The sequence below is a fragment of the Cognatiyoonia sp. IB215182 genome (assembly GCF_033963905.1).
Taxonomy (GTDB): Bacteria; Pseudomonadota; Alphaproteobacteria; order Rhodobacterales; family Rhodobacteraceae; genus Yoonia.
In genome coordinates, this window is the sequence record NZ_JAXBMB010000008.1 from 244,043 (window position 1) to 262,849 (window position 18,807).

General features: G+C 57.6%; 18 protein-coding genes. 13 read left to right on the forward strand and 5 right to left on the reverse strand.

The window, feature by feature from the left end:
* Positions 1-8 precede the first annotated feature (8 nt).
* Genes SLH47_RS18165 through SLH47_RS18175 form a run of 3 tightly spaced genes read left to right on the forward strand, consistent with a single transcriptional unit; the run spans position 9 to position 2,016 of the window.
* Entirely contained in the window at positions 9-779 is a 771-nt protein-coding gene (locus SLH47_RS18165; RefSeq protein WP_320241443.1) for a DUF4198 domain-containing protein, read from the forward strand.
* On the forward strand, positions 776-1,111 hold the full coding sequence (locus SLH47_RS18170; RefSeq protein WP_320241446.1) for a hypothetical protein: 336 nt from the start codon (positions 776-778) through the stop codon (positions 1,109-1,111). Before SLH47_RS18165 ends, SLH47_RS18170 begins: the two co-directional genes overlap by 4 nt.
* Positions 1,108-2,016, forward strand: a complete 909-nt coding sequence (locus tag SLH47_RS18175) for a metal ABC transporter substrate-binding protein (protein WP_320241447.1) — start codon at positions 1,108-1,110, stop codon at positions 2,014-2,016. The genes SLH47_RS18170 and SLH47_RS18175 overlap by 4 nt, the downstream gene beginning before the upstream one ends.
* 16 nt (positions 2,017-2,032) lie before the next feature.
* Here the strand turns inward: SLH47_RS18175 and SLH47_RS18180 are convergent, their stop codons facing one another.
* Positions 2,033-3,028: a GlxA family transcriptional regulator gene (locus SLH47_RS18180; RefSeq protein ID WP_320241448.1), complete on the reverse strand. Its 996-nt coding sequence runs from the start codon at positions 3,026-3,028 to the stop codon at positions 2,033-2,035.
* A gap of 62 nt (positions 3,029-3,090) precedes the next feature.
* Here SLH47_RS18180 and SLH47_RS18185 point away from each other — a divergent pair, with 62 nt between their 5' ends.
* The gene (locus SLH47_RS18185) at positions 3,091-3,345 is read left to right on the forward strand and encodes a DUF1272 domain-containing protein (protein WP_320241449.1); all 255 of its coding nucleotides are present in this window, start codon (positions 3,091-3,093) and stop codon (positions 3,343-3,345) included.
* 12 nt (positions 3,346-3,357) lie between these two features.
* A complete protein-coding gene (locus SLH47_RS18190) occupies positions 3,358-3,840 on the forward strand; it encodes a protein tyrosine phosphatase family protein (protein ID WP_320241450.1) in 483 nt (160 codons plus the stop codon).
* 39 nt (positions 3,841-3,879) lie between these two features.
* Here SLH47_RS18190 and SLH47_RS18195 read toward each other — a convergent pair whose 3' ends face one another.
* Positions 3,880-5,052 carry an ROK family transcriptional regulator gene (locus SLH47_RS18195; RefSeq protein WP_413785656.1) on the reverse strand — a complete coding sequence of 391 codons (1,173 nt, stop codon included), beginning with the start codon at positions 5,050-5,052 and terminating at the stop codon, positions 3,880-3,882.
* Positions 5,053-5,231: 179 nt separating this feature from the next.
* Between SLH47_RS18195 and SLH47_RS18200 the strand changes: the two genes are divergently transcribed.
* The 3 genes from SLH47_RS18200 to SLH47_RS18210 all read left to right on the forward strand — a co-directional run bounded on the left by SLH47_RS18200 (position 5,232) and on the right by SLH47_RS18210 (position 8,302).
* Positions 5,232-6,251 carry a sugar ABC transporter substrate-binding protein gene (locus SLH47_RS18200; RefSeq protein WP_320241453.1) on the forward strand — a complete coding sequence of 340 codons (1,020 nt, stop codon included), beginning with the start codon at positions 5,232-5,234 and terminating at the stop codon, positions 6,249-6,251.
* 99 nt (positions 6,252-6,350) lie between these two features.
* The gene (locus SLH47_RS18205) at positions 6,351-7,505 is read left to right on the forward strand and encodes an ABC transporter permease (protein WP_320241455.1); all 1,155 of its coding nucleotides are present in this window, start codon (positions 6,351-6,353) and stop codon (positions 7,503-7,505) included.
* Positions 7,505-8,302, forward strand: coding sequence for an ATP-binding cassette domain-containing protein (locus SLH47_RS18210; RefSeq protein WP_320241456.1), 798 nt, complete (start codon positions 7,505-7,507; stop codon positions 8,300-8,302). Before SLH47_RS18205 ends, SLH47_RS18210 begins: the two co-directional genes overlap by 1 nt.
* A 543-nt stretch (positions 8,303-8,845) precedes the next feature.
* Here SLH47_RS18210 and SLH47_RS18215 read toward each other — a convergent pair.
* A complete protein-coding gene (locus tag SLH47_RS18215) occupies positions 8,846-9,574 on the reverse strand; it encodes a helix-turn-helix transcriptional regulator (protein ID WP_320241458.1) in 729 nt (242 codons plus the stop codon).
* Positions 9,575-9,842: 268 nt separating this feature from the next.
* On the opposite strand from SLH47_RS18215, the gene SLH47_RS18220 reads away from it, so the two are divergent.
* The 5 genes from SLH47_RS18220 to SLH47_RS18240 all read left to right on the forward strand — a co-directional run bounded on the left by SLH47_RS18220 (position 9,843) and on the right by SLH47_RS18240 (position 15,431).
* A complete protein-coding gene (locus tag SLH47_RS18220; RefSeq protein ID WP_320241459.1) occupies positions 9,843-10,268 on the forward strand; it encodes a hypothetical protein in 426 nt (141 codons plus the stop codon).
* 110 nt (positions 10,269-10,378) lie between these two features.
* Positions 10,379-10,756 (forward strand): hypothetical protein, encoded by a 378-nt coding sequence (locus tag SLH47_RS18225; protein ID WP_320241460.1) that lies wholly within the window; start codon positions 10,379-10,381, stop codon positions 10,754-10,756.
* A gap of 43 nt (positions 10,757-10,799) precedes the next feature.
* Complete coding sequence (locus SLH47_RS18230) at positions 10,800-11,291, forward strand: hypothetical protein (protein ID WP_320241461.1); 492 nt, start codon at positions 10,800-10,802, stop codon at positions 11,289-11,291.
* Between the two features lie 4 nt (positions 11,292-11,295).
* Positions 11,296-12,159 carry a hypothetical protein gene (locus SLH47_RS18235; protein WP_320241462.1) on the forward strand — a complete coding sequence of 288 codons (864 nt, stop codon included), beginning with the start codon at positions 11,296-11,298 and terminating at the stop codon, positions 12,157-12,159.
* Between the two features lie 2 nt (positions 12,160-12,161).
* The gene (locus SLH47_RS18240) at positions 12,162-15,431 is read left to right on the forward strand and encodes a carboxypeptidase regulatory-like domain-containing protein (RefSeq protein ID WP_320241464.1); all 3,270 of its coding nucleotides are present in this window, start codon (positions 12,162-12,164) and stop codon (positions 15,429-15,431) included.
* A 224-nt stretch (positions 15,432-15,655) separates the two neighbouring features.
* On the opposite strand, the gene SLH47_RS18245 is transcribed toward SLH47_RS18240, so the two are convergent.
* Both SLH47_RS18245 and SLH47_RS18250 read right to left on the reverse strand, forming a co-directional pair.
* A complete protein-coding gene (locus tag SLH47_RS18245; protein WP_320241465.1) occupies positions 15,656-16,891 on the reverse strand; it encodes a class I SAM-dependent methyltransferase in 1,236 nt (411 codons plus the stop codon).
* 583 nt (positions 16,892-17,474) lie between these two features.
* Entirely contained in the window at positions 17,475-18,767 is a 1,293-nt protein-coding gene (locus SLH47_RS18250; protein ID WP_320241467.1) for a hypothetical protein, read from the reverse strand.
* Between the last annotated feature and the right edge of the window lie 40 nt (positions 18,768-18,807).

Below are 18,807 nucleotides of genomic sequence, written 5' to 3' on the forward strand. Positions count from 1 at the left end.
GAGTTTTCATGAAACGTCATCTTGTCACCGCATCATTGGCGAGCCTGATCGCCGTGTCACCGGCCCTGGCGCATTACGGGATGATCATTCCCAGCGATCCGATGATCAGCCAGGAAGACGGGCGCAGCGTGGCACTCACCATGTCGTTTTCGCATCCGTTCGAGATGGACGGGATGATCCTTGAGATGCCAGCCGCGTTCTCGGTTACGCATGAGGGCGAAACCACCGACCTGTTGGGTGATCTGCAATCAGCGACGGTGATGGATGAGCAGGGCTATACGCTTGATTACCCGCTGGAGCGTCCGGGCACTTACGTTTTTGCGATGGAGCCCAAACCCTATTGGGAACCTGCCGAGGATGCGTTCATCATCCACTATACCAAGACCTATGTGACCGCGTACGGCGATGACGAGGGCTGGGACACCGAGCTGGGTCTGAAGACAGAGATCGTGCCGCTCTCAAAACCGTTTGGTCTGTGGGAGCACAACGTCTTTCAGGGTATCGTGAAGATGGATGGCGCGCCGGTGCCTTACGCGGAGGTTGAGGTTGAGTTCTTCAATGATGGCGCTGGGGCGACAGCACCGGATGAACTGATGATCACCCAGACGGTCAAAGCTGATGCCGATGGCGTCTTCACCTACGCACCGCCATCTGACGGCTGGTGGGGCTTTGCCGCGCTGAACACGGCTGACTACACTCTGCCGCAGGACGGTCAGGACAAGGCAGTGGAGCTGGGCGCCGTGATCTGGGTGCATTTCGAAGAATGGACCGGGCAGTGATCAGGCATCTTCTGCTGGGCTGTGGTTTGATCGCGGCACCAATCGGTGCAGCGGCACATCAGCTCATTGTCTTCGCCTCGGTCGATTGTGAGACGGTGACGGTGGAGGCGAAGTTCTCAAACGGCAATGTCGCGCAACAGGGCGAGGTCCGCGTTTTGGATGCGGAGAACCTGCTTCTGACGACACTGGCTCTTGAAAGCGATGGTACGGCTAGCATTGCGCTTGAAAGCGTTGACCACACGGGCGGGCTGGTGATTGAGGTGGATACGGGCAGCCACGACAATTACTGGCTGCTGACACCCGAAGACATTGCGCGGAACTGTCAGACGTGAGGCGTGTTCACATATATCATTGGCTTGCTGCTCTTCTGGCGCTGCTAGCGGCTCATCCCGCCGCGGCGCAGGATCGGCCACGCATCGTCGCCGTGAACTATCCGTTGCAATATTTTGCAGAACGCCTGCTGGGGGATGAGGCAGAGGTTGTTTTCCCTGTGCCCACGGATGTTGATCCCTCTTTTTGGCGGCCCGCCATCGCGGATATCAGCATGATCCAATCAGCCGATCTGATCCTGCTGAACGGGGCGGGGTTTGCCACTTGGGTCAACCGCGTGTCGTTGCCACGGTCGCGGCTGGTTAATACGTCGGCCGCGATCCGCGACCAGTTTATCGTGACCGAAAGTATCACCCACAGCCATGGTGACGGTGGTGAGCATTCGCATGAAGGACTGGCCTCTTACACCTGGCTCAACCCGATGCTGGCCATCGCGCAGGCGGAGGCGATTGCGGGTGCCATTGCCGGGCGTGAGATTGCCCAAGCCGACGCAGTCTATGCCAATTTCGCGGAATTACGCAGTGATCTGGAACAGTTAGATGCCGATGCGCAAGCGGCGCTTGCGCGCGCGCAGGATGTACCGATGATCGCGACCCACCCGCGTTACCACTATCTTGCCCGGCGCTACGACCTTTCGATCGCATCGCTCGAATGGGAGCCCGGCGTGATGCCCACGGATACAGAATTGGGTGAGCTGGAAATGCTCGTCGCCGAGACCGGTGCGCGCGTTTTGATTTGGGAGGCGGCACCGCCGCCAGCGGCCTTTGAGGCGACCGCCGCGCTTGGACTGGATAACGTGGTCTTCAATACATTGGCCCGAGGCGTAATCGATGATAGCTTCATTGCCGCTTTTGACGTTGCGATTGCTGACCTGTCAGATGCGGTAGCGCAGAATCCGGGCAACTGAGGCGATTGGGAAGGCCTTAGACTTGGAAATTGCTGCGGTAATCCGCAGGCGACACGTGCAGGGTTCTCAGAAATGCGCGGCGCATGCGATCTTCATCGCCAAACCCGCAGAGCGTGGAGATCTGTTTGAGGCTTTTGGGTGTCGTCTCTAGCAAGTCCTGAGCCCGCTCGATCCGCATTGCCTCAACCGCCTTTGCGGGGGTCGTTCCCGTGGCTTTCGCATAGGCCCGCGCGAAATTGCGCGCGCTCATCCCGGCTTGAGCCGCGAGGGTTTCGACGGGCAATGGCTCGGCCAAATGATCCGCCATCCAAAGATGCAGCGCCTCAAAGCGCCCGGTGCCATCGCTGGCCTGGCGCATCAATGCGGGGCTGAATTGCGATTGCCCGCCAGAGCGGACCATTTGCGCAACCATCGACCGGGCGACCTCCATCGCTGACGCGCGCCCCAGATCCTCCGACACAATCGCCAGCGCCATGTCGATGCCCGCGGTGATCCCAGCGGATGTCCAGACATTGCCATCCTTGATAAAAATCGGGTCCAATTCTGTCTTCACATGAGGAAATTCTTCCGTCAGCATCTGAAAATCATCCCAATGGGTCACGGCGCGCCGCCCGTCGAGCCATCCGGCGGCAGCCAGCACCAAGGCACCCGAACAGACCGAGCAGACGCGATAAGCCCGTTCGGCGAGCCGATTGATTGCACTGATCAGCGTGGCATCACGCCTGCCCGGAATCGCGCCGTCACCTCCGACGACAATCAATGTGTGGATGTCACGATCAAGAACGCGGGCGATGGGTTCGCTTGGGATGGACACCACAGTGTTGGTCTCGATGAGGCCGCCACTCACCGACACAACAATGCATTCATAACCGTTGCCTTGCATCACCGGATCGGGCGCGTGTGAAAAGACCTGCAACGGGCCAACAAGGTCAAGGAGCACGATATCGGGGTAGACGACAAAGACGACCAGCCGTTTTCGTGATGGATGGGATTTGGCAGTTTTTGCAGTCATATTGGCATTTCTGCCAAATCGAAAATCCATAGTCTAGCGTCACCTGAGTAGGAGATGACGTGATGCTGATTTTGAAGCCCAACTGCGAATGCTGCGACAAGGACTTGCCACCGGACGCGACCGATGCGCGCGTCTGTTCGTTCGAATGCACATTTTGCGCCGAGTGTGTGGAGCAGAGATTTGACAATACCTGCCCCAATTGCGGTGGGAATTTCGTGCAGCGCCCGGTGCGGCCCGCCGGGAAATTGGTCAAATTCCCAGCCTCTGACAAGCGGTTCACCAAGGCGCATGCGGTTTGCGCGCATCTTCATGCCTGAAGGAGTAACGAGATGACGAATGATCCAGACCACATCCTGAACTGGCGCCGCGTGAATGCGCGCCTGACCACATCCGGGCAGCCTGATACCGCTCAACTGGCCGAGATCCGCGATCTGGGCGTGACCCATATTGTCAATCTGGGGTTGGGCCACGGGAAGGACGCGTTGCCTGATGAGGCCGACAAGGTCGCCGCACTCGGCATGCGCTACACCCACATACCGGTGGATTTCGAGAGCCCGACCGACCAGGATTTTGCAGATTTCAAGGCGGCGCTCGACAATGATGCAGGGTCACAAATTCACGTGCATTGCATCTATAATGCCAGGGTCAGCGCGTTCTTCTATCGCTATGCGAAGACCTATGATGATCTGCCGGAGGAAGAGGCTTTTGCCATGATGGAGAGCATCTGGCGACCGGGTGATGACTGGGCGGATTTTATCGGTGACTCGGCTGCGAAGGGTCAGCCCAATCGATATGCGGGCGATGATTATTGACGATCAACAGCTAAGGTTCAAAGAGCCCGGCCGTATCGCTTACAAAAAGAATTGCGTGTTGATTGGCCGGGTAGCCGCGCCAATGGCGCGGGCCTTGCGGCCGATGCAGCCAGCCTCGATCCGTGGCGGGATCAGGCCGCGCATATCCTGTGTCGTCACATAGCGGCGCACGCGGACGACTAGATCCTCGCGAATGTCGCTTGGGAACGCGCCATCAATCAGGATCGCTTCAAAGTCGATGACCGAACAGGTTGAGAGCGCGGCTTTTGCAAGCTCTTGCGCGGTCTGGCCTAGCCAGGGATCGACATAGCGCGACAGGGCGGTCCAACTGTCGGGGTCAGTCCAAAGTACCCTTGGATCAAGATCGACCTCACGCAGGCGCTTCTCCAACTGGCGGATCGACGCCATTTCAACCAGTTGCATGCTTTCGCCATTGGGCCCGATGGTCCGCAATGACCCAAGCGCACCGGCGTTGCCTTGCCGTCCTTCATAGACAGCGTGATCCAGCACGACACCGCCGCCGATATAGGCGCCGATGAAGAAATAAGCATAGTCGCGAAACTCTTTCCCACGCCCGTAAGTATGTTCCGCCTGACAGGCCGCCGTGGCATCGTTGATCAGCGACACCGGCAAACCAGTGAGCGATTGCAAGTCTTGACGCAGATCAACGGACCGCCATGTCAGGAACTCTGTCCGTGCGATTGATCCCTGTTCGGGCCAGTTCCAGATCTCAAAGGCTGCGGCGACGCCTAGGCCGCAAATCCTTTGTCTCTGTGCCTCTGGCAGGCTCTCCGAGATTTCGAAAATTCCCTTTTCGACGAAGTCGAACACCTCTGCCGCGACAGGTTCGGGATAGGTCAGGTGGCGCTCGTGGCGCATGACGCCGCAGAGATCGATCAGCGCGAGTTCCGCTGACCGGCGCCCGATCTTCAGCCCAAACGAAAACGCACCATCCGGTGATAACCCCATCGGGACCGAGGGTTTGCCAACCTTGCCGCGCACCGGATCACCGCGTGCAACCAGCCCTTCAGCCTCGAGCCGTTTGAGGATCGTTGACACCGTCGGCGGCGAAAGCCCTGCATATCGCGCCAGATCGCTCGCGGGCATCGCGCCATGGCGCTGGATCAGCGACAGCAACAGGCGTTCGTTATGATCGCGAACGCCACGCTGGCTTAGCCCAAGGCTAATTGATCTGATCAAACCGTCATCCATGCGAGCGTTCTGCAGCACTCCTTCAGACATCAGTATAGCGGTAGTCTTTTAATAAAGAAAGTTAACTAATTAATTGACAGCGGATTTGGAATCTGTCCTTCTAGGCGCTGTACGTTGGGGAAACCTGGCGTTGAATAGGCGGGGTGGAGGCCCCGCTGACAAATGTCTGGGAGGATAAAATGAAAAAGCTTTTGATCGGCACCGCCGTTGCCGCAATCACGTCTGCCGGTGCTGCCATGGCCGATGGCCACGGCACCTCGGCCTGCCTGATTACCAAAACTGACACCAACCCGTTTTTTGTGAAAATGCGTGAAGGCGCCGAGGCGAAGGCCGCCGAGCTTGGCATTACGCTCAATTCCTATGCCGGTCAGGTCGATGGTGACCATGAGGCACAGGTTGCCGCGATTGAGACCTGCATCGCCAACGGGGCATCGGGGATCCTGATCACCGCATCGGATACGGCGGCGATTGTTGATCCGGTTGAAGAGGCCCGTGCCGCCGGCTTGCTGGTGATTGCGCTTGACACCCCACTCAACCCTATTGATGCCGCCGACGCGACATTTGCCACCGACAATTTCCTTGCCGGTGAATTGATCGGGCAATGGGCTGCGGGTACGCTGGGCGATGCGGCGACGGATGCCAAGATCGCGATGCTCGACCTCGCGATCAGCCAGCCAACGGTTGGCGTGTTGCGCGATCAGGGCTTTTTGACCGGTTTCGGCATCGATGTGGTTGATCCGAATATGTGGGGTGATGAGACCGACGAACGGATCATCTGCAACGAAGTGACGGCGGGTAACGAAGAGGGCGGCCGCACGGCGATGGAAACCTGCCTTGCCGCCGATCCTGACATCAATGTCGTCTACACGATCAACGAACCCGCCGCCGCAGGCGCATATGAGGCGCTTGTTGCGGTGGGGCGACAAGATGATGTGCTGATCGTCTCGGTCGATGGTGGCTGCCCCGGCGTGGCCGATGTGGCCGATGGGGTGATTGGTGCAACATCGCAGCAATATCCGCTGCTCATGGCCTCGCTCGGCATCGAAGCCATCGCCCAATATGCCGCCGATGGCACACTGCCAGAGAATACGCCGGGCAAAGACTTCTTTGACACTGGTGTTGCACTGGTGACCGGTAGCGCGGTTGATGGGGTCGACAGCATCTCGGTTGAAGAGGGCACCGAGCTCTGCTGGGGTTGATCGCGACACACATTACAGCACAAGCTGGAAACTGAGGGGCGGGCTACGGCCCGCCCTTTTGCAAGACGCAACAGGCAACACTCATTGGGGGAGGTCGCCATGGCGGACAAGTCCGACAATTACGAAGCCGGTCTGGAAGGCGCTTCGCAAACGGTGGCCGCTTTCGAGGTCAGCCACAAATCCCCGCTGATGCGGTTTCAAAGCGCGCTGCACAAGACGCCCTCGCTTGTCCCGCTGATTGTCCTCGTCTGTGCGATCCTGATCTTCACCGGTTGGCTGGGGCCACGCTTTCTGCCGCAGATGACGCTGGTTTTTCAACAGATACAGGTGGTTGGCATTCTGGCACTCGCGCAGACACTGGTCATCCTGACGGCGGGGATTGATCTGTCCGTTGGTGCGATTGCGGTCTTTTGCTCTGTCATCATGGGCAAGTTCACCTTCACCTACGGGTTGCCGCCCGCTGTCGCTGTGGCTTGCGGACTTGCCGCAGGTGCCGGGATTGGCGCGTTGTCAGGCTGGCTTGTGACCCGCATCAAGGTCCCGCCCTTCATCGCCACACTTGGGGTCTGGCAGATCGTGCTCGCGGCCAACTACATCTATTCCCGCAACGAAACGATCCGCGCGCGCACGATCCGTGAAGAGGCGCCGATGCTGCAATGGCTGGGCCTGAAACCAAATGAGCAACTCGTGATCTGGATCGAAAAGCTGCGTGGCATTACGTATGAGCGTATCCGCCCCAACGACACCGACCAGTTCTGGCTCGACCTGATCTGGCAGACCAAGATCACCTATGGCGTTCTGGTCCTGATCGGCCTGACATTCCTTTTGGCTTACATGCTCCGCTCCACCGCCTGGGGCCGCCATGTCTATGCGGTGGGCGACGATCCGGAGGCGGCAGAGCTTGCCGGCGTGAACGTCAAACGCACATTGATGTCGGTCTACATGCTTGCCGGAATGATTTCGGCCATTGCAGGGTGGTCCCTGATCGGGCGCTTTGCCTCTGTATCGCCGAGCGCCTCGACGGGGCTGGAAGGCAACATCGAATCCATCACTGCCGTGGTGATCGGGGGCATCTCGCTCTTTGGCGGGCGCGGCTCGATCTGGGGGGCGTTCTTTGGTGCGCTGATTGTCGGGGTGTTCATGCTGGGCCTCGGTATGGCCGGCGTGAACCCGCAGTGGACCTTCATGCTGATCGGCACGCTGATCATTCTTGCCGTGGGCATCGACCAATGGATCAGAAAGGTGGCCGCGTAATGGAACCCATCCTCAAAGGCCGTAATCTGACCAAGCGTTATGGCAAAGTCGTTGCCCTCGATAACTGCGATTTCGATCTCTATCCGGGCGAAATCCTGGCCGTGATCGGCGATAACGGCGCGGGCAAGTCCACATTGATCAAGGCGCTGTCCGGCGCGGTTGTGCCCGATAGCGGTGAGGTCGAACTGGAACAGCAGCAGGTCCGTTTCGCGTCTCCCAACGACGCGCGCCATGCGGGGATTGAGACAGTCTATCAGACCCTTGCGGTCAGCCCGGCCCTGTCGATTGCCGACAACATGTTCATGGGCCGCGAATTGCGCAAACCCGGCTGGCGCGGCGCGCTTCTAAAGCAACTAGACAAGGCGGCGATGCAGTCCTTTGCCCGCGAAAAACTCAATGAGCTGGGCCTGATGACGATCCAGGATATCAACCAACCGGTTGAGACACTCTCCGGCGGGCAGCGGCAAGGCGTCGCTGTGGCCCGCGCCGCCGCATTTGGCTCAAAAGTGATCATTCTGGACGAACCGACCGCAGCCCTAGGCGTCAAGGAGTCCCGCAAGGTGCTTGAGCTTATACTCGATGTGCGGTCGCGGGGGATTCCCATTATCCTGATCAGTCACAACATGCCCCACGTCTTTGAAGTCGCTGACCGCATCCACGTCCACCGCCTCGGTCGCAGGCTCTGCGTGATCGATCCGATGGACTACACAATGTCCGATGCCGTGGCGTTCATGACTGGTGCGAAAGAGCCACCCGCCGAGACAATGGGTGCTAGGGTCAGCAATCATAACCGGTAGATGATTATTGCCGCTAGTGCGATAGCGGATAGGAAGATCTTTGGACCGCTGCTTTCGACCGGCATGCAAGCGCGGATGCCCCTTTCTTGCAACGCTACTATGCATGAGTAGACCGTTGGCAATCTACTCAACAACGCCCTTGCGCCGACGTAATCGTCGACCTGACCAGCGGTGACAAACTGTTCAATGCGTGGCACTTGCTGTCGCCGAGGGCAGTCGCTTTGTGTTCATGCCGCCTTTGGTTCGGCTAATAAGGTGTCCACGTACTCCATTTCACCGCGACGCTGGACGTCACGCGAGGGGCGTTGAGGTAAGCCGCGGCGATCAGCATAGCTTTTGACCTCGCCGTTCGTTTCCGAATCCTGAACCGTGGCGCGAGCCAGAAATCAATGAGTACAGCCCCCAGGGAGTTGAGGACCCGCCCAATTGTGCCGACGCGGCGGCGCCCTTGTAGAGGAGTTGAGATTCTCAGCACACAGTTTTCACTAAGTGATCGCGTCGCTGTCAGAGCTTTCAACCACGATGCATCGATTGAACCGAAAACTAGATAATCCCGCGGACGGCAGCACGATACACAGCGTTGGCCGTGTTCTTCGCGCCAAGCTTTCGCCGCGCCCGGAATAGACGTTTTTCAACGGCACGTTCGCTGATCATCAGATGATCGGCCAGATCTGATATCGTGTAACCTGCTGCGACGAATGCGAGCGCGTCGCGTTCCTTGTCCGTCATCGAAAACATCTTGTGGGCGGCGCGGCTGTTGACGATTGCCTCGTGAAACAAACCGGCGAGACCAATCATTTGGCTGCGGAGGCCTTGCTCGACGATGCCAACTTGCTCACGGCGGGAACCATTGTCTGCAAAAGCGGTCAGCGCGCCAATGCCGCCAATTGATTTGAACGGATAGATAACACCCAGATTCCAGTCACTTCCGAGGAAATAATCCGTAAGGGGGTGATCAGAGAATTTTTCGTCACGCGCTATTGCCGTGTTGTCCATGACCTCGGGCAGATGAATTTCATTGATACGTGTTGCGATGGGATCATTCTGAATGCCGCCCCCTTCCGCGTGAAGATCCCAAACCTCATTGTTGAACGTTGTATGAAACATGCCGTTGTTATCAATGATGTCATCCGGATAGCTCACAAAGCCATAGAAGAACTGCGTAAAGCCGTGCCCTGCGCAGTAGCCCCGTGTGACTGCCGCCTTCTGTTCAGCTGTCGCCGCGCGCTCAAGGCTTTCGATGAGTTCCCGATGAACGTCATTGATGATCATAAAGCTGGGCCACCTCCTGAATTCAATGGGATGCCGGAACGATAGCACGGCCAGCATAAGGCGGACAGTCGCCAAAAAAAACAGGTGAGGGGTTCGGAAAACCGAACCTGCCTGCTCTTGCTAACGTGTCGGCTTGTTTTTCATCATTCGCTAACTGGCAGATGTGCTGACTGCCGAGGATCAACATGCCGCGCGGCGGTCACCGTTCCGCGGCGAGGACAAGGCTTCGCGTCTGTGCACGATGTTAGCACGATAGGAACCATTTGAGATGCGTCATTTCATATTGGCAATTGCCTTGGCACCGCTATCCGCCTTTGCCCAGACTGCCGAAGAAATTGCAGCGATGGTTGAACAGTTTCAGCAAGAGACGTTGGCGTTTGCTGAGAGTGTCGGCGCGTGTGTCGCGTTTGAGCAGGCATACATGGTCGCGGGCACGGGCCAAACCCTTGATCGTTCGGTCGAGGGCGAAACCGATGGGATCTGCACTATTGTTTTTGAGGCAATAGATCCCGAAGGGCGCAACCTGCGTTGCCGCCTTGACGCGTATTCACGGGCGGTTTTTTCCAACGGTTGGACAGAGGCTGCAAACAACGTTTTGCCGGATGGCAGCTACAAGGTCTCCTATCCGTCCGATACGCCTGATGACGTACGCAACGTGATGTCAAGCGCGGCTTGCGTCGTGGACAATCCTTGATTGATCAAAGGTCCTTTATGCAACTTGAATGTTATCGCTCGGTTCGATTTTTTTTAGCAGCAGCTTTGCTGCCCGTCGCGTCTGCTGCGGACACCACAACCAGTGGACATATGGTCGAACATGTTTCCGACCTGCGCATCACCGCTCCAGCCGCACCACTTCAACACTCTTGTTACCGGATTGAGACCGAAACACATCGCGGTGCCATTTCGCTCGAAGAGATCGAAGGCGAGGCGATAGACGGTTATGCCTTCGGAAACGTGTTTGCTCAATCTGGCGAAACTTGGGGCTACCTGAGCGGCATTCTGGGTCAGCTTGACGGTGCCTTTTTGACCGTAGAGGTCCAGTCCAATGTCGAAGGGGCCGACAATATCGAAAACGAACAATGGGCCTTCATCGAAGGTGGCATCGTCACCGCTACCGGGACGTATTTTGATGCCGACTGCGGCCCAATCGATGCCGAATACATCGAGTGGGTCACCAACTAGACCGCGGAATTCATAGCTGATGAGCCATTCTTGGGGAAACCATATGCGTGCAACTTCACTGATGGCATTTATCGCCAGCACCATGGTTCCGGCTGCGGCAGTGGCCGCGCCGTTGAACATTGGAGACGACCAGGTCCCGTTTGAAGAACTGATCCTTGAGGCTGACCAATCATTGGGCGGCAGGGCGATCATCACGTCCGGAGACTTGGAAGGCGACGCGCGTTACTTCTTTGTCCCCGGTATCGATGTGATGAGCCCGACCGTTGTCACGGTATTCACCGAAAACGCCGCAAGCCCGGTCAAAGTGTCTCTGCATCGCCACTATTGGAACCGGCCTGACCTTGAGGCAGAGACAGATGCCACTGGCACATGGCGTTTTACCGGACGCATCGATGACAGCATCGGCATCGCGCTGAGCGCGGACGCGCCGACCGATTTTGTCATGCTGTTTTGGACCGGGGACTCAGTCCCGCCTGAGGTGCCGCCGATCCTGTTTGACGGTGGCAGGCCAGTCGCACCGGCACAAGGGGAGTAGAAGAATGCTTAAGCTTCGTTTTCTCGCTATGGCGACCATTGCTGTGGCAATGACAGGCCCAGTCTTGCCCGCATACGCGCAGAGCAGTTCGGATGTGATCGGCCCGGAAATCTCGCCGACGGACCTGCCGCCCATCATTGACAAGGACGCGGAGGTTTTTGGCCCAGAGACACCATCAGAAGGCGGCATTGGTGAGATTATTGAGAGCTATGACCCCAGCAAGCCGAAGTCTGATCTGCCCGAAGTAACGGAAGCCGTTGAAGGGGGCTCCCCGGACGGATCTGGTGAGATCAAGGACGACACGCTCCCTCGCGAGGCCAGCCTCGAAGAACGCATGAGCATCGCACAGGCAGAGATCAAAGCATTGCAGGATCGTGTTGCCGAAAACCGCTCGGCCATCGCAGAGCTTCAGATGCTGTTGGAAGAAGACCGGGATGTTGAGCCGCGCCCTGCAGAGGGGGCACCACCCATCATGGTGAGCTGCAATGAGGACCCGGATTGTCAAGTCTGTATCGCAGAAGTCGCCGCTGAGATGGAGACACACCTCGTCGTGTATGAGCGGCTGCGGGCGATTTACACGCGCTACAAGACATTCCAAAGCAGGGTCATCATTGTGGGCGACATGCTCGCTGGCTTTCACAGCGTCTCGCAGAATGCGTGGGGTGGCGAGAAAGTGCGGATGCAAGAGCAGCTTGCGGGGCTGCAGCGCGCGTATGACGCCAAGCTGGCAGAGCTTGTCGACCATCTGCGCGGCCTGCTGCAACGGGTCGAAGACTGCCATCCACCCGATGCCGTTCCTGCCGAACTCGTCCTGCATCAGCGCCTGTTCGTGTCGTTTATCACCAATGCCTATCGGCGGAATGATTGATCATGGCGAGGTTCGGGATTTCAAGGCGCTTTGGCAGCAGGCTCTGGCTGGTCCTGCCGATGCTTGCGTTCTTGCTTGGCGCATTTCAGGCGCAAGCACAAACCGCGGAATATGACAGCTTCGCAGAAGCGCTTGAGACTTCCGATGCAGCGTTAATCGTTGATCGTTACAAGGCGTTGTCCATCGATGAGAAGATGATCGCTTTTGGGGCTATCCAAGGCACTTTTGGAAGTGCGGCGAGCGACCCGGCGCGCTTAGATGCCATTAACGAAGCCATTGATGCGATCCTCTCTCAGGGCCTTCTGTTTGCCGAACCGGAAGTATCACCCGAAGAAACACCGCTTGGCGATGTCCAGGGAACGGTCCGTTTTGGAGGCTCTGATAGACCAGTGAACCTAGCAAGGATCGAGATCGGTTCACGATCTACCGTATCAGATGGCGATGGGTCATTCTTCCTGCCTGGCATTGCCGCGGGTCAGCGTCAGATCATTGTCAGCCAAAATGGCGAAGATGCATTTATCGCCCCCCAGAACCGGTTTGAAGAAACAACCGTCGACATTGCCGTCGTCGCGGACGAAGTGACCGAGGCGGTCATAGAAGTCCGCCAGTCCGAGCAGCCGCCGATGGGGGCCTTGTCTGCCATCGTCCGTGATGCACAGACAGGCGAGCCGATTGAAGAGGCGATCTTCCAGGTGGCACCTTTGGGGACGACATTGGCGGATACGCTTGCAGCGACATCGGTGCAAACAGATGCCGCGGGACGTTTTGAAGTGGCCGCCCTGCCAGTCGGCAACGTGCGCATCATGTTAAGCGGCACGACGGAGGCTGCCCTGATTGCGCGGGGCATCATCTATCGTCCCGTCATTTTGAAGGTTGCCATTGTGCAAGATCAAACCAAAGAGATCGAAATCGCGCTGGAGGCCTTTCGGCCGCCACAGCGGGCGCCCGTGGCAGCAATCAATGGCACTGTGCGCGATATCGTCAGCGGCCTGCCAATCGTCGGCGCGTCCATCGGTGTCGGACAGCGACGTGGCACAAGCGAGGCCGACGGCGCATACCGCGTCATCCGGATCGCGCCGGGTGAGGCACAAACGGCGCGCGTCTCTCATCCTGATTACGTGTCAACCGACGTGCCGCTTGGCATTTTGGAAGAGGGTCTGACAAAGCGCGACATTGCATTATTTCCGATCGGGCTGGGCGCGTTGCGGGTCGTAGTGACGGATGCATCGACAGATCTCGCCCTCTCCAATGCCTCTGTTGTCGTTGGAGAAATCCAGGACCAAACATCGGAACTGGGAGAGCTAAACCTTATCGGGCTTACGGCCGGGGCCGTCACCGCGACAGCGTCGATTGACGGCTATCGCAGCGCGTCGTCCGGCGTCACAGTGCCCGAAGGTGGCACAGGTGAAGTCCTGATCGCGCTAGAGCCGGTAACAGACGGGCAGATTGCGATTGTTGTGCTTGATCAGGAAACAGGCGCGCCGCTGTCGGGCGCAGTGGTTCAGATCGGCGCATTCAGCGCAGAGACCGATGCCGATGGGCGTGTCATCTCTTCAGACATTCCAGCGGGACGGGTTCTCGCTGGCGCGACAGCGGTCGGATACCGAGATGGCACGGTCTCTGGCAGCGTCACCGCAGGCGAGGTCGTCGAAGTCACCCTGCAATTGGAACCCATTACGACGGGAACCCTGCGCGTTACAGTGACCGATGCTGAGACCGGCGCACCACTGCCAGGCGCCTCGGTGCAAGCAGGGGGTACGCGTGCCGAAACCGACGAACGCGGCATCGCAATATTCCCGGACCGCCCCGCTGGCGAGATTGTTGTGCAAGCAGCGCACCCGAGATATGTGGCCGGATCGCGCGACGCAGCGATCCCGCGCGCGGACACGGCCTCCGTTGCATTGGCGCTGGACCCCATCACCACAGGCGCGGTCAACGTCACGGTACTAGACGCTCGGGATGATGCGCCGTTGCCGGACGCGGTCGTCCGTCTGGGCACGCGGCGCGGAAAAGCCATTGATGCAGGCCAGTTCGCTTTTGCGGGAGTGCCCGCAGGTCAGTTCGAGGCGACTGCCTCAGCGCCGCTCTACAAGGACGGCATTGCCACGCTGCTGGTCCGTCGTACGGAAACAACCGATGTCGTGATCCGATTAGACCCAATTCTGACCGGAGAATTACAGGTCAATGTGGTCAACGCGGCTGACGGAGAACCCATCGCAGGTGCAACTATTGCCGTCGGCACCCTTCAGGCGACAACAGACGCGGACGGTGTCGCACGTCTGATTGGCGTGCCGGCTGGCGCCGTATCCATCCAAGCCTCCGCGACGCTCTTTGAACCAGGTAACATGGACACCGACGTCGCGCGCGGTGAGACGACCGAAGCCGTGATGTCACTCGACCCAATCACTTATGGCGCAGTATCGGTCGAGGTTGTGGACCGCCTTTCTGGGCAAAGCATTCCAGCGGCCATGCTTCGCCTGGGGGATCGAGAAGTGATGACCGCCAGCGACGGAACTTTCACATTCGGGCGTGTGCAGGCCGGCGATCTGACAATCGCTGGAAGTGCGCGCGACTATGTCGACGGCAGCGTCAGCCTGCGGCTCGGCCCTGGGGAAAGCGAGACAATCCGCCTTGAACTCGATCCAATTTTACCGGGCACGATTACAGGATTTGTTGAAGATGGCCGCACGGGCACAGGACTCGCCGGTGTGGAAGTCCAGATCGGTGGTGTTATCGTTGAAACGGATGCGACGGGGCGCTTCATCGCAGACGGTGTCCAGCCCGGAGAAACTGACCTGATCCTGCGCCACCCAAGATATGCCGATCAATCATCCAGCCTCGTTCTGGCATCCGCTGAGCAGGCAAGCGTTCAGGTGGTTATGGAAACCCGGACCGAGACGGCAGAGGACATTGCTACAGCGATCACAAGTACAGGTGAAATCGATCTTTATGGCATATTCTTTGACTTCGGTGAGGACACATTCACTCTGGCCTCGCTGCCGACGCTGGAGCAAGTCAGAGCCTTTGTAGCAGCCTCGGCAGGCGCAACGTTCACCGTAGAAGGCCACACCGATTCAACGGGTAGCGACGCGTTCAATCAGGATCTGTCTGAAAGACGCGCGGCAAGCGTCGTGCGTTGGCTGGTGTCCAATGGCATTCCCGCCAGCCAATTGGAAGCAGCAGGGCTCGGCGAAATCTCACCTGCAGCGTCCAACGATACGGATGCCGGTCGCGCATTGAACCGCCGCGTGGTTTTGCGAGTGATGAATTAGGTGTGTTAGGTCAAACCGACTTTCAAATAGATGTCTGCTTCTCTAATTGGGCGTTTAGATTAAGTTCGTTTCCGGCAAGTTGCTGCTCGTGCGTATAAGTCCAAAGCAAAAGGCAAAAAACTGAATGACGTAACGCTGCCTGCAATCAAAGATTTCAACACGGTAAACGATGCTAGACGTTTAGGTGAACCGCATTTCGCTGGAGTTGCGGGTTTTGGCAGGTTTCACGCACGTGCAGCAAGCCTAGCTACGCAAAACAGGTTTTGCGTGGTGAGCTCACGCTCCGTCAGATCAGGGTGTTGCGCCCTGATTTCATCTGTCAGGCGACCAAGTCCGGTTTGAGGCTGTGATGGGATTTCTATCAACTCTTCAATTATGAAGCGCCTGCGGGTAATTGCGATCAATTCATCCAGTCTGATCCGGTTCAGGCCACGTGAAATATAATGGTCTGGCTCGGGCACATACTTGATGTGTCGCCAGTCAATCATCTCAAGTTGTTTTGGATCTGTCTGGTCCATGTTTGAAACGGTTTTTGGAGGCAAATGATGCCCATTCCACGCGTAAAAGTTGTGGTGATGGTACAGGATTCTTCCACCAATCCGCAACCGTGCCGCAATATCGTCAAAGATTGCGTCCAGCCCATGAAGATGTTCAGTCACATTGTGAAGTGTGCAGATATCGAAACGGCGTTCCAAGGGTGTATCGCCAATGGCCTCTGCAGATGCATACCAGTTCGGGATTACCTCAGAGATCTGATTTGGTGTCCAGCCAAAGGGCATCTTCCTTTTGTTCGTCAGATTCTTTGCCCGGTCTCGGTCGCCGATCAAAATCGGATCAACACCTACGTAGGACTTGGCGCCAGCCGCCAAATATCCAAGGCCGTGAAGTCCCGGGCCACAGCCAACATCCAGGACGTCTTTGCCGTAGACATGTTGTCGAATTCTGTTTGGCCATCGCATATAGCCAAACTCAAATGCCCTCGTCAGAATTTGCGGGTGGTATGTTGGTGCCTGCCTCTCTGGACGGTGTGCATTGACCCAAAAGCCACAAAGCGCTTCGTCGCGACTTTCGCCCAAGTCGATGGGGAGATCGCCAGCTTGCCTCTCTTGGTGATGGAAGCCCACAGCATCCGAAATCTGATCGATGAGCGACGCATTGCTTTGTGTCTTGAGCGGCCGGAGGTTTATCGTATTCCAGGTTTCCGCAAGCTTCGTGTTAGGATGCATTACCGAAAGCGCGGCATAGGCTTCGTCCCACTTCGCGGCACCGATCGCGGCGATAACTTCTAGAAAGTGATACGGATGATCATCGGCAAGCGCAATCTCTCTTCGCAGTGTCGCGCGAAGCTTCCATGTGGGATCAGATGGCGAGATTTCGTTGATCATCTTCAGGTAACGGCCGGGTTTGAGCTCAATGATGTTGCAGTCGGCCAAAACGGATTGGTCAGGCAGCGCAAACACCTCAGCGGCGACAAGGCGTTCGAGATATGTTGCGAGGTCAGAATAAAGTGGATTGAGGCCGTTCTTTATCAAAAGAGACCCGGCTGTCGCCAATTCTGCTGCTACGCCCGACAGGCAAGCCCTAAGCGCTGGCGCGGTCTTTGGGCCGTCGATCATAATCAGACCAATACTTTCTCCGGACCAGACGAAGTTCTCGAACAGTGATCGATGTAAAGTTGCGGACCTTCCGGCACTCTCCAAATTCCGCTGAAGTTGCGAGGCGAAGTCATTACCCACAGCCAACCCAGTTTGCGGGGCTTTCTTGGCATGATCTGACGTCCACAAGAACCTGTCGACAACATGGAGGTCGAATTTCTCTGCCAGCGTCAGCGAAAGCCCGCCCAGCCAGGGACCGAATTCAACAGCGATGGCACCCTCCGGCACCTGCGTCAGCGCGGTCTTTACTCTCGCAAGGTCAGCGTCCGTTGTCATGCGTGGCAATGCGATTGGCTCTTCTGCAGTCATGTTTGGACTTTCCAGGGATTGCTGGTTCATGTTTGGCCAGTCTCGGCGCGCTGTTAACCGCGTGAACTGACACTCGGTTTCATCTTGGCTTGACGATACTGAAGACAGCAAGCAAGGAGATAAATATGAATAGGGCAAGTGCCGTCGTTTGCCAACGTTGCGGGTAGTCCGCAATCTGTGGGGCCTGTGGCGGAACGACAATCTGAAAGCGGCTGACGCCAAGCTCGGCCGCTTGCCGCGCTTCGTTTTGGCTTGCCAGAGCGGCGGCCAAAATCTGCTCACCGACTAACACGGAAGCCTTTGCCGCTTCATGCGCGGAGAGTTTTTCGTTCAGCGACCTGCCGCTACTGTTGTCGACTAGGCGCGCGCGCTGGACAGCAATCAGTTGATCAATCTCCCATTGCGAACTCCTGTACTGCGACACAATCGGCGAGCCGTCGTTTCCAGCAGCCTCCAAGGCCAGAATACGCCTCTCCAAATCCAAACGATCTGCTTCCAGAAGGTTGATGGCTTCATAGATGCCTGCCACCGTTGCCTGCGGGTCAACCTCACCGTTCTCGATCTGAACTTCTACAAGACGCAGCTGCGCACTTTCTAGCTGATCGCGGGCTCGAGTGACGGCCCGGTTGGCTTGCTCCATCCGTTCGTCGAACAGGCGCGCAGACAGGTCGTTCATATGCAGTTCGGCGGTGGCCAACAGCGCCGTCAGGAACCCGAGCGCGTCCTCACGACTGCGCGCGCGAATGCTCGTAGAGATCAATCCACTCTGGACATCAATTGATGACCTGATGTAGCGACCAAGGCTTTGGGCCTGCGTGATTTGTACGACGTCGAGATCCCGCACGCGCCCTATGGGGTCCATGTTATCACCGCTATAATAGCTGATAAGACCCAAATCTTCTTCAAGTGCGGCATAAGCCGCGGGCGAGCGCATGTATTCCAGAACCATGAATGCTTCACGCATCTGCCCACCACCACTGACCGCGCCTAGAATTCCCAGTCCAGCTGCATTGGCGTCAGGTGAGGGCTTGGTCACTGAGATGACAGCGCTTGCTGTATGAAGAGGTATTGCTACGTGACTGACGTAGTACCAAACCCCGACCGTTGGCAGCAGCACCGCGACGACGAATTTTGCTGCGAAACGTGCGTGCAGCTTGCGGCGATTCGCAGCCGTTTGTCGCAGGACTGCATCGGCGGCTTGCCAATCTTGCGATGCCTCGGTGGAACGGGGCAACCATTGATCATCGGGCTTCTCTAGCTGTGTCGGATGCCTTCCTCGGGTGAAGCGATGGCGCAGTTTGTGCAGTAAGCCTTCTGGTTGTGTCGGGATTGCCGCATCTGTTTCGACAGAATTTCCTCTGACTTCCGGCATCTTTGCCCGGCGTTGCTTCGCAAATGACTGCTTATCTCCG